Raw genomic sequence first — 10013 nt, forward strand, 5'->3', positions numbered from 1 at the left:
ACGTATGGTCAACCAACGTTGTTTGACGACGGCGATTCGGGCGTGCCCGGAGACCCCATCCGTCTGTGCACCCTGACGAGAGGTAGACGTCTTGCTCACAGCCAGCCGTTCGATGCGCCGCCAGCGCTCGACGACCCTGCATCCGACGGACCGGGAGGCGCCCCGTGGATAGGAGACGCCCGAGGCTCCGAGACCGGCTCCTGGCCCTGGGTCTGCTCGCCGCGACCCTCACCGGGATCGCCGCGGCGGCCCCCGCCGCACTCGCCGCCACCACCGCCGACCAGTCGATCATCGCCTGGGTCCGCGTGCAGGGGACGAACGAGAACCTGACGGGGGTGACCGTCGAGATCGGCGGCGACGCCTCCGCGACCGTGACCACCGGCGAGGACGGCCGGGCCACGTTCCCCCTCGACGCCGCGGGCACCTACACGGTGACCGTCGACGAGGAGTCCCTGCCCGCCGACAAGGGCTACCCCGCCGCGGGTCAGAACCCGAAGCAGGTGAAGATCGTCGCCTCGCAGAACCAGATCGTGAACTTCATCGTCTCGACGGCCAACCCGAAGGGCTCCGGAGCGACCGTCCCGGTCCCGACGGACTCCGCGGCTCCGACGAGCCCCGCGACCGAGGGCACGACCGGCAACGACGCGACGAACCCCGACGGCACGTCCAATGCGGTGAACCAGCCGGTGTCGGCCGACACGTTCTGGATCATCTTCTGGCCGAAGGTCGTCACCGGCCTGATCTTCGGGCTCCTGATCGCCCTCGCGGCGATCGGCGCCTCGCTGATCTACGGCGTGACCGGCCTGAACAACTTCGCCCACGGCGAGCTGGTCACCTTCGGCGCGCTGATGGCGTACCTCTTCTCCGGGGTCTTCGGACTCCCGGCGCTGCTGGCCATCCCGATCGCGGTGATCCTCGGCGGGGCCTTCGGCTTCGTCCAGGACGGACTGCTCTGGAAGCCGCTGCGGAAGAAGGGCATCCAGCTCATCCCGCTGATGATCGTGACGATCGGCCTCTCGCTGGCCCTGCGCTACGTGTTCGTCTTCTTCTTCGGAGCCGACCGCCTCTCGCTCCCCAACAGCACCGCTCCGTTCTTCACGGTGCCGGAGCTCGGGATCAGCCTGAAGTTCACCGACATCGTCGGCGCCGTCGTCGGCGTCGTCTGCATCGTCGCCGTGGCCTACGTCCTCACGAAGACGAAGATCGGCAAGGCGATGCGGGCGGTCTCGGACAACCGGGCCCTCGCCTCCGCCTCGGGCATCAACGTCGAGCGCGTCATCCGCGTCGTCTGGGTGATGTCGGGCGCTCTCGCCGCGCTGGCGGGCGTCTACATCGGCTACTACCAGTCGCTGCGCTGGGACACGGGAGCGTCGATCCTGCTGCTGATCTTCGCGGCGATCACGCTCGGCGGACTCGGCTCCGCCTACGGCGCGCTGGTCGGCTCGCTCATCATCGGACTGATGATGAACATCTCGACGATCTGGATCCCGGAGAACCTCAAGTACGTGGCTCCGCTCGTTCTCATGATCATCATCCTCCTGGTCAGGCCGCAGGGAATCCTGGGCCGCAAGGAACGGATCGGCTAGGACACCATGAACCTCAACTTCATCTGGCTGGCGATCGGGCAGATCGTCGATCCCACTGTCGCCGCGTACGCGCTGGCGACCATCGGCCTGGTCATCCACTTCGGATTCACGGGGCTGCTCAACTTCGGACAGGCCGGCTTCATGGCAGTGGGCGGCTACGCCTTCGCCATCACGTCGGTCAAGTTCGAGTGGCCCGTCTGGGGCTCCTTCCTCGCGACGATCGTCGCGGCGACCGTCTTCGCGCTCATCCTGGGCATCCCGACGCTGCGGCTGCGGGCCGACTACCTCTCGATCGTCACGATCGCGGCGGCGGAGATCATCCGGCTCTCGGTCAAGACCCCCGAGTTCTCGGCGATCACCGGCGGCTCGGAGGGCATCAACGGCGCGGCGAAGGCGTTCAACGACCTCAACCCGCTCCCCGAGGGCCGCTGGGGCATCGGGGTCCTCACCTACAGCCAGGACCAGTGGTGGGTGCGGATCGTCGGCTGGGGCCTCGTGCTCCTGGCCTGCCTCCTGGTGTTCCTCCTGATGCGCAGCCCCTGGGGCCGCGTCATCAAGGGCATCCGCGAGGACGAGGACGCCGTGCGCTCGCTCGGCAAGAACGTCTTCTCGTACAAGATCCAGGCGCTCATCCTGGGCGGCGTGCTCGGAGGCCTCGCAGGAGCGCTGTTCATCCTCCCCCGCTCGCTCCAGCCCGACAACTACGGCACCCAGCTCACGTTCTTCCTCTACACGATCATGCTGCTGGGCGGCGCCGCGACGGTCTTCGGACCCGTCGTCGGCTCGATCATCTTCTGGGTCGTCCTCGGTCTGACCGACGGACTGCTCACGCTCGGGATCGACACCGGGGTCCTCAACAACGACCTCATCCGCCTCACCACCGTGCAGACCGGACCCATCCGGTTCATCGTGGTGGGGGTAGCCCTCATGCTCCTGGTGATCTTCAGACCCCAGGGGATCTTCGGCAAGAAGAAGGATCTGCACTTTGCCTAAGACGCCGGTCTCGGACATCACCGAGGAAGCAATCGTCCCCGGGGTCAGGAAGAAGGACCCCATCGTCGTCGCCGACAACGTCAGCCGCCGCTTCGGCGGCCTGACCGCGGTCGACGTCGAGCACCTCGAGATCCCCCGCGGATCCATCACCGCCCTGATCGGCCCGAACGGGGCCGGAAAGACCACGTTCTTCAACCTGCTGACGGGCTTCGACAAGCCCAACACCGGCAAGTGGAACTTCAAGGGCAAGAACCTCGCCAACGTCCCGGCCTACCGGGTGTCGCGGATGGGCATGGTGCGCACGTTCCAGCTCACCAAGGCGCTCGGCGGCATGACGGTGCTCGAGAACATGCTGCTCGGCGCGAAGGGGCAGAAGGGCGAGAACATCTTCACCTCGCTCATCCGCCCGCTGTGGTCGAAGGAGGAGGACTCGATCGAGCAGCGCGCGATCCGCCTGCTCGAGAAGTTCAAGCTGGACACCAAGCGGGACGACTACGCGTCGAGCCTGTCGGGCGGCCAGAAGAAGCTGCTCGAGATGGCGCGGGCGCTGATGTCGGAGCCCGAGCTCGTCATGCTCGACGAGCCGATGGCCGGCGTGAACCCGGCGCTGACGCAGTCGCTCCTGGGTCACATCGTGAACCTGAAGGACGAGGGCATGACCGTGCTCTTCGTCGAGCACGACATGCACATGGTCAACACGATCGCCGACTGGGTGATCGTGATGGCCGAGGGCAAGGTCGTCGCCGAGGGCCCGCCCTCGACCGTGATGAACGACCCGGCCGTCATCGACGCGTACCTCGGCGCGCACCACGACACCGACCTGGGCACGATCGAGGGCCAGCTCGAGATCGCCGAGGAGATGGACTCCGACCTCGTCCGCGAGGACGTGGAGCGGCAGGCGGAGCAGGCCGGCATCCCGACGCCCGGCCACGACGCTCCGGCGGCCGGAACGGCGTCCCCGTCGGCCTCCGCGCCGACGAGCGTCGCCCCGACGACCGACGCCCCGGCCGTCGAATTCGAGAAGGACGAGAGATGACCGCCGACACGACGACTCCGAACACCCTCGAGACGCACGATCTGCACGCGGGCTACGTGCCGGGGGTCAACATCCTCAACGGCTCGAACGTCTACGTGAAGCGCGGCGAGCTCGTCGGGATCATCGGCCCGAACGGTGCAGGCAAGTCGACGCTGCTGAAGGCGATGTTCGGCCTGGTCAACATCCGCCAGGGCACCGTCCTGCTGAACGGCGAGGACATCACCGGCCTCAAGGCCGACAAGCTGGTGTCCAAGGGCGTGGGCTTCGTGCCGCAGAACAACAACGTCTTCCCGTCGCTCACCATCGAGGAGAACCTCGAGATGGGCATGTACCAGAAGCCGAAGCTGTACAAGGAGCGGCTCGAGTTCGTCACCGAGCTCTTCCCGGAGCTCAGCAAGCGGCTCAAGCAGCGCTCGGGGTCGCTCTCGGGCGGTGAGCGCCAGATGGTGGCGATGTCGCGGGCCCTGATGATGGACCCGTCGATGCTGCTGCTCGACGAGCCCAGCGCCGGCCTGTCCCCGATGCGGCAGGACGAGACGTTCGTCAACGTGCAGCGGATCAACCGCGCGGGCGTCTCGATCATGATCGTCGAGCAGAACGCGCGGCGGGCGCTGCAGATCTGCGACCGCGGCTACGTCCTCGACCAGGGCCGCGACGCCTACGAGGGCGCGGGCCGGGAGCTGATGAACGATCCGAAGGTCATCGAGCTCTACCTGGGCACGCTCGCGACGACCAACGAGGTCACCACGAGCACCCCGACCGTCGGCGGCTGACCCCCGCTGCGAAGGGCCCGTCGTCTCCGGACGGCGGGCCCTTCGTCGTCGCCGGGGACCGGAGCGGGCGCGAGCGGGGCCGAGGGGCCGATGCGGCTCCGGGGCGGAGGCGGGGCCGCTCTCCCGGCGCGGACAGGCCTTCACCGGTCTCTCCGCGATGCCCGCCGAACCCCCGGGAAGTCGGCGGAACGGCGGGCCGGACCCTCGGTCTCCTGTCCGCGGGACGAGGGCAGGACAGCGAGAGTCTCTCCGCTTCAGCGACCCCCACGAGGGGGACAGGATATCGCCCTTCCTGCCGTAGTTTTGGGGACACGGGACAGCCCTGCAGGGGGACGTCCCGCTCCCCTCTCCCCCGGTAGGGACCGCGATCGGTCGCCGATCTCCTCCCCTCCCCGCAGCGCCTCGAGCGCCGCGTCGTCCGCCTCGAAGGAGCCGACCATGAAGAGCTACACCCCCGCCCCTGTGGAACTCGGAGCCGGCTTCGGCACCGGTGCGATCGGCGACTACGACCGCTGGCGCGTCGTCGGCGTCTACGCCCAGGTCGTCATCGCCGAGACCACCGGCGGCAAGCGCCGCAACTACAGCCGCTCCTTCGTCACTTACCGCCTGGCGCAGGAGGCGGAGCTGCTCCGCGCCTCCTAGGCCCTCCCTCCACACTCCACGAGCGCGCGTCCTCCCTCGGGAGGGCGCGCGCTTCTGCGTTCCCGCTCGACGTCGTCGCTCCCACCCGCGGTCCGGCAGAGCGCTCCCCGAGGCCGGGAGAGGCGCTCGGAGGCGTTCACAGGCCGTCCGAGCCGCTCCTCCTCCCGGGTGGCTCCTCGACGCGACGCCAGGCCCTGGACGCCGCGCAGCCGTCCGCCCGCACCCGACAGCGGACGCCCGCGCGGACGACCGCCGCGCCTCGCTGCGTCCGCGCGACCGGCGCGTCTCCGCCTCTGCCCTCCGGGAACGGCGAAGGGGCCCGGTCCGAAGACCGAGCCCCTCAGGGATGCGGCAGGAGCCGCGTCACCGCGTCGTCAGTTCAGCGAACCCTCGACGGTCTCCTCGAAGGAGGTGGTGTTGCCCGTGCCGTACTTGTAGATCGAGACCGAGGCCTCGCTGGTGTCGCCGTTCTCGTCGAACGAGATCGGGCCGGAGAGGCCGTCGTAGTCGACGTCCTCGCCGTCGGCGATGAGCTTCGCGCAGTCGGCGAAGGTCGTGCACTTGGTGCCGCCCTCCGAGACCGACATGAGGTTGTCGCGGATGGTCGCACCGTCCGTCGCCCCGCCCTGGAGCGCGGCGAGAGCGGTCAGGACCGTGGCGTCGTACGACTCCGGCGCGTAGCTGAACACGGTCAGCGCGTCGTTGCCCTGCGACTCGACGAGCGACTGCAGCTTGCCCTGGAAGTCCTCGGACGCCTGGACACCCGGGTTGGTGAACTGCGCGCCGGCGATGTCGACGTTGGTGTCGGACTCGCCGATGACGCCGTAGTTGCCGTCCGTGCCGTAGAGCTTCGAGAAGTCGAAGCCCTTGGCCGAGAGCTGCTCCGCGATGGTCTTGATCTCGTCGAACGAGATGACGACCAGCGCGTCGGGGTTCGGGGCGAGGACCGAGGTCAGCGCCGAGTTGAAGTCGGTCGAGGCCGGCTCGAAGATCTCCTCGGCCGCGACGGATGCTCCGCCCGCCTCGAGGGTCTCCTTGATGTTCTTCTCGAGGCCGGTGCCGTACGCGTCGTTCATGTACAGGATCGAGACGTTGGTCTTGCCGTCGCCGAGGATCTTGTTGCCGAGGATGCGGCCCTGGAGCACGTCCGAGGGAGCGGTGCGCCAGTAGTAGCCGTCGTCGTCGTAGGTCGTGAAGTCCGGCGAGGTGTTGGCCGGCGAGATCTGGACGACGCCCGCCTGGGTCACCTGGTCGATGAAGGTCTTCGAGACGCCCGAGGACGCCGCGCCGATGATGGCGGAGACGTTGTCGGCGATGAGGGACGTGGCCGACTGCGTCGCGATGTCGGTCGTGGTGTCGCCCGAGTCCTTCTGCTCCACGTCGATCGTGATGCCGGCCTTGGCGTCGTTGATGTCGACGACCGCCTGGTCGACGCCCGCGATCTCGGGCGGGCCGAGGACGGCGAGGGTGCCGGTCTGCGGGAGGATCGTGCCGATCTTGAGGGACAGGTCGCCCGAGCCGCTGTCGCCGCTCGATCCGCTGTCGCCGCCGCCGGCGCAGCCGGCGAGGACGAGAGCGCTGGCGCCCAGAATGGCGACGCCGCCGAGGGTTGCCCGGAGGGACCGCGCGCGGGCCGAGCCGGCCTTCGCGTAAACGCCCATGTTGCTCCTTGAGAGGTGTGTGTCAGTGGGAGCGGCGCCGGTGGCAACCGCTCGGCCAACCTAACCTCCGAAGCAGCCGTGAACAATACAGGGGTGTTACCAATACGTTTCGCGACCGGATCGTTACCAGTCCGCTGTCGCGCCGCGTCAGGACGACGCGTTCCGCAGATCAGACGGACGATCGGCGCCGTCTGCGCTCCGCGGCGACGAGGTCGCCTGAGAAGATCGCCAGGGCGGCCCACACCAGCGCGAAGCCGATCCAGCGCTCGAGCGGCATCTCCTCGTGCAGCACGAAGGCCCCGACGAGGAACTGCAGGAACGGCGTCAGGTACTGCACGAAGCCGACGATCGACAGCGGGAGCCGGCGCGCGGCGCCCGCGAACAGGAGCAGCGGGACGGCCGTGACGATGCCGGCCGAGGCGAGGATGAGGGCGTGCCCCGTCCCCTCCGTCGTCAGGGTCAGCCCCACCGTGGAGCCGACGACCGCCAGCTGCACGACGGCGAGCGGCGTCAGCCAGAGCGTCTCGAGCGTCAGCCCGCCGACCGCGTCCACCGTGCCGCCGACGCGGCTCTTCACCAGGCCGTAGAGGCCGAACGAGAAGGCGAGGGCGAGCGAGATCCACGGGAAGGAGCCGTAGCCCACCGCGATGACCAGCACCGCGACCGCGCTGACGCCCATCGCGGCCCACTGCAGTGGCCGGAGGCGCTCGCGCAGCACCAGGACGCCCAGCAGCACCGTGACCAGCGGGTTCATGAAGTAGCCCAGGGCCGCCTCGATAACGTGGCCCGTGGTCGTGGCGATCACGTAGACCTGCCAGTTGACGTAGATGAGCACGCCCGCGATCGCCATCACTCCGAGCAGGCGGGGGCGGCGCAGCAGCGCGCCGAAGGAGCGCCAGCCACGGAGGACCGTGAGCAGGATCACGCAGAAGACGAGCGAGAAGAGCACTCGGAACGCGACGATCTCGAACGGCGAGGCCGGCGCCATCGCGATGAAGTAGAGGGGCATCGCACCCCAGAGCAGGTAGGCCGAGAACGCGAACAGCAGCCCCGTGCCGGACATCCCGCCCGGGCGTCCCGCCGCTCCGAGCGCCTCCACTCCTTCGCCGACGGGCACGTCCGAAGGGGACGGCGAGACGGACTCGGCAGGGGTGCGGGAGCTGGTCACTCCCCGATGCTACGCAGGCGCGGGGTGGGAGGACGGCCCCGTAGCGGGCGGATCAGGCCACTGGTCGCGAGGAGGACCGGGAACGACGGAAGGGCCCGCCGACCGAGGTCGACGGGCCCTTCCGAGGGATGCTGACTAGCGGACGACGACCGCGAGGACGTCGCGAGCGGAGAGGACCAGCAGGTCCTCGCCACCGAACTTGACCTCGGTTCCGCCGTACTTGGAGTAGATCACCTTGTCGCCGACGGCGACGTCGAGCGGCACGCGGTTGCCGTTGTCGTCGATGCGACCGGGTCCGACGGCGACGACCTCGCCCTCCTGCGGCTTCTCCTTGGCGGTATCGGGGATGACGAGACCGGAAGCGGTCACCTGCTCCGCCTCGACCTGCTTGATGACGATGCGATCTTCGAGCGGCTTGATGGACACCGACACGGTTGACCTCTTTCTTGACGACGATGTGGGCGGAACGCGGTTCTGGCACACACGCTCCGAGAGTGCTAGATCCATCGTAGGGGCTCCGCTGGCACTCGTGCAATCAGAGTGCCAAGCAGGGCGGCGGACCCGCGGGGAGGCCGTGGCCTACCATGGCCGGATGCGACGCGACGAGCTGGTCGAGCTCCTCTCCCCCGAGGGCCTCCGGCTCCTCGACTCCCTCGACGGCTACCGGTCCGACGACCTGGTGCGGGCCGTGGCACGCCTCCGGGCCGCCGGCCACTCCCCCGTCCTCGTCGCCGCGGTGCTCACCCAGGCGAGGCTCCGGCAGAAGGCGGAGGCGAAGTTCGGAGAGTTCGCCCGCTCGATGCTCTTCACGGACGCGGGACTCGAGCAGGCGACGCGGCTGCGCGTCGCCGCCCTGCACGCCGGCCGGTTCGCCGCGGCGGGAGCGGCGCGCGTCGCCGACCTCGGCAGCGGGATCGGCGGCGACGCCCTCGCGATGGCCGCGATCGACCTGGCGGTCACCGCCGTCGAGGCCGACGAGGTCACCGCGACCCTGGCCAGCTTCAACCTCGCCCCGTTCCCCGCGGCGAGCGCCGTGCACTCGACGGCCGAGGCCTTCGACCTCGACGGCTTCGACGCCGTCTACCTGGACCCGGCACGCCGCACGGCGGGCCACCGCGAGACCCGCCGGCTCGACGATCCGGACGACTACTCCCCCTCCCTCGACTTCGCGTTCGGCCTGGCCGAGCACCGTCCCGTGGGCGTGAAGGTGGGTCCCGGCTTCGATCGCGAGCGCCTGCCGCGGGACGCCGAGGCGCAGTGGGTCTCGGTCGACGGGGAGCTGGTCGAGACCGGGCTCTGGTTCGGCTCTCTGGCGCGCCCGGGCGTGCGCCGCTCCGCTCTGCTGCTCGGCGCGGCCGGCTCCTCCGAGCTCACCGCGGCGGGCGACAGCGAGGACGAGGAGGTCGGCCCCCTCGGCGCGTTCGTGCACGAGCCGGACGGCTCCGCGATCCGCGCGCGCCTCCTGGGCGAGCTCGCGCGCTCCAGCGGCTCGCGGATGGTCTCGCCCGGCATCGCCTACCTGACCGGCGACCATGAGGCCGCCTCGCCCTTCCTCCGCAGCTTCCGGGTCCTCGCCGAGCTGCCGCTGGACGAGCGCACGCTGGCGAAGGAGCTGCGCACCCGCGGCATCGGCGTGCTCGAGATCAAGAAGCGCGGGGTGGACGTCGACCCCGCCCGCTTCCGCAAGCGGCTGGGCCTCTCCGGCGCCGGCAGCGCGGTGCTGATCCTGACGCGGATCGCCGGGCGCCACCGCGCGCTGCTCGCGGAGCGCGTCGAGCGGCCCGCGCCGGCTCAGTAGCCGGAGGTGCCGGCGGCGAGGGCCACCACGACGAAGACGAGGAAGACCGCCAGGTAGATCAGCGAGACGGCGATGCCGGCGAACCCGGTGATGATCGCGGTCAGCGCGAAGCCGCGCGCGGCCGGCTCGCGCCGGCGTCCGAGGAAGCCGAGCACGACGGCCGGAGCCGACAGCAGGAAGCCGAAACCGGCGGCGAAGAGCGTGATGACCAGGCCGACGATGCCGAGGATCATCCCGACGAGGCTCAGCGTGCGGGGGACGACGGGCGCCGGTGCGGCCGCGTAGGCGGCGGGGTGGCCGGGCGCGGAGGAGTAGGCGGGCGCGGAGGAGTAGGCGGGCGCCGAGGGGTACGCGGG

General features: G+C 69.7%; 10 protein-coding genes. 6 read left to right on the forward strand and 4 right to left on the reverse strand.

The window, feature by feature from the left end:
• Positions 1-164 precede the first annotated feature (164 nt).
• The 5 genes from C5C10_RS15025 to C5C10_RS15045 all read left to right on the forward strand — a co-directional run bounded on the left by C5C10_RS15025 (position 165) and on the right by C5C10_RS15045 (position 5030).
• On the forward strand, positions 165-1586 hold the full coding sequence (locus C5C10_RS15025; protein WP_104224732.1) for a branched-chain amino acid ABC transporter permease: 1422 nt from the start codon (positions 165-167) through the stop codon (positions 1584-1586).
• 6 nt (positions 1587-1592) lie between these two features.
• Positions 1593-2579, forward strand: a complete 987-nt coding sequence (locus tag C5C10_RS15030; protein WP_104224731.1) for a branched-chain amino acid ABC transporter permease — start codon at positions 1593-1595, stop codon at positions 2577-2579.
• Positions 2572-3615 carry an ABC transporter ATP-binding protein gene (locus tag C5C10_RS15035; protein ID WP_104251056.1) on the forward strand — a complete coding sequence of 348 codons (1044 nt, stop codon included), beginning with the start codon at positions 2572-2574 and terminating at the stop codon, positions 3613-3615. Before C5C10_RS15030 ends, C5C10_RS15035 begins: the two co-directional genes overlap by 8 nt.
• Positions 3612-4388, forward strand: a complete 777-nt coding sequence (locus C5C10_RS15040; RefSeq protein ID WP_104224729.1) for an ABC transporter ATP-binding protein — start codon at positions 3612-3614, stop codon at positions 4386-4388. The genes C5C10_RS15035 and C5C10_RS15040 overlap by 4 nt, the downstream gene beginning before the upstream one ends.
• A 438-nt stretch (positions 4389-4826) precedes the next feature.
• Entirely contained in the window at positions 4827-5030 is a 204-nt protein-coding gene (locus C5C10_RS15045; protein ID WP_104329665.1) for a hypothetical protein, read from the forward strand.
• Positions 5031-5404: 374 nt separating this feature from the next.
• Here the strand turns inward: C5C10_RS15045 and C5C10_RS15050 are convergent, their stop codons facing one another.
• The 3 genes from C5C10_RS15050 to groES form a co-directional block, all read right to left on the reverse strand.
• Complete coding sequence (locus tag C5C10_RS15050; RefSeq protein ID WP_104329666.1) at positions 5405-6691, reverse strand: ABC transporter substrate-binding protein; 1287 nt, start codon at positions 6689-6691, stop codon at positions 5405-5407.
• A gap of 169 nt (positions 6692-6860) precedes the next feature.
• On the reverse strand, positions 6861-7754 hold the full coding sequence (gene rarD, locus C5C10_RS15055) for an EamA family transporter RarD (RefSeq protein WP_104224726.1): 894 nt from the start codon (positions 7752-7754) through the stop codon (positions 6861-6863).
• 240 nt (positions 7755-7994) lie between these two features.
• Positions 7995-8291, reverse strand: a complete 297-nt coding sequence (gene groES / locus C5C10_RS15060) for a co-chaperone GroES (protein ID WP_097167691.1) — start codon at positions 8289-8291, stop codon at positions 7995-7997.
• 160 nt (positions 8292-8451) lie between these two features.
• Here groES and C5C10_RS15065 point away from each other — a divergent pair, with 160 nt between their 5' ends.
• Positions 8452-9657: an SAM-dependent methyltransferase gene (locus C5C10_RS15065; protein WP_104329667.1), complete on the forward strand. Its 1206-nt coding sequence runs from the start codon at positions 8452-8454 to the stop codon at positions 9655-9657.
• Here C5C10_RS15065 and C5C10_RS17605 read toward each other — a convergent pair.
• Positions 9651-10013, reverse strand: a 363-nt coding sequence (locus C5C10_RS17605; protein ID WP_181073480.1) for a DUF4190 domain-containing protein, incomplete at its 5' end; no start/stop codon positions are given. The two genes, C5C10_RS15065 and C5C10_RS17605, sit on opposite strands and share 7 nt — an antisense overlap.

The sequence above is a fragment of the Rathayibacter sp. AY1A3 genome, assembly GCF_002930975.1.
GTDB lineage: Bacteria > Actinomycetota > Actinomycetes > Actinomycetales > Microbacteriaceae > Rathayibacter.

Excerpts from the sequence above, each read along its gene's own strand:
- C5C10_RS15030 (WP_104224731.1), top strand. The coding sequence starts at position 1,593 with ATGAACCTCAACTTCATCTGGCTGGCGATCGGGCAGATCGTCGATCCC.
- C5C10_RS15040 (WP_104224729.1), top strand. The coding sequence starts at position 3,612 with ATGACCGCCGACACGACGACTCCGAACACCCTCGAGACGCACGATCTG.
- C5C10_RS15045 (WP_104329665.1), top strand. The coding sequence starts at position 4,827 with ATGAAGAGCTACACCCCCGCCCCTGTGGAACTCGGAGCCGGCTTCGGC.
- C5C10_RS15050 (WP_104329666.1), bottom strand. The coding sequence starts at position 6,691 with ATGGGCGTTTACGCGAAGGCCGGCTCGGCCCGCGCGCGGTCCCTCCGG.
- rarD (WP_104224726.1), bottom strand. The coding sequence starts at position 7,754 with ATGTCCGGCACGGGGCTGCTGTTCGCGTTCTCGGCCTACCTGCTCTGG.
- C5C10_RS15065 (WP_104329667.1), top strand. The coding sequence starts at position 8,452 with ATGCGACGCGACGAGCTGGTCGAGCTCCTCTCCCCCGAGGGCCTCCGG.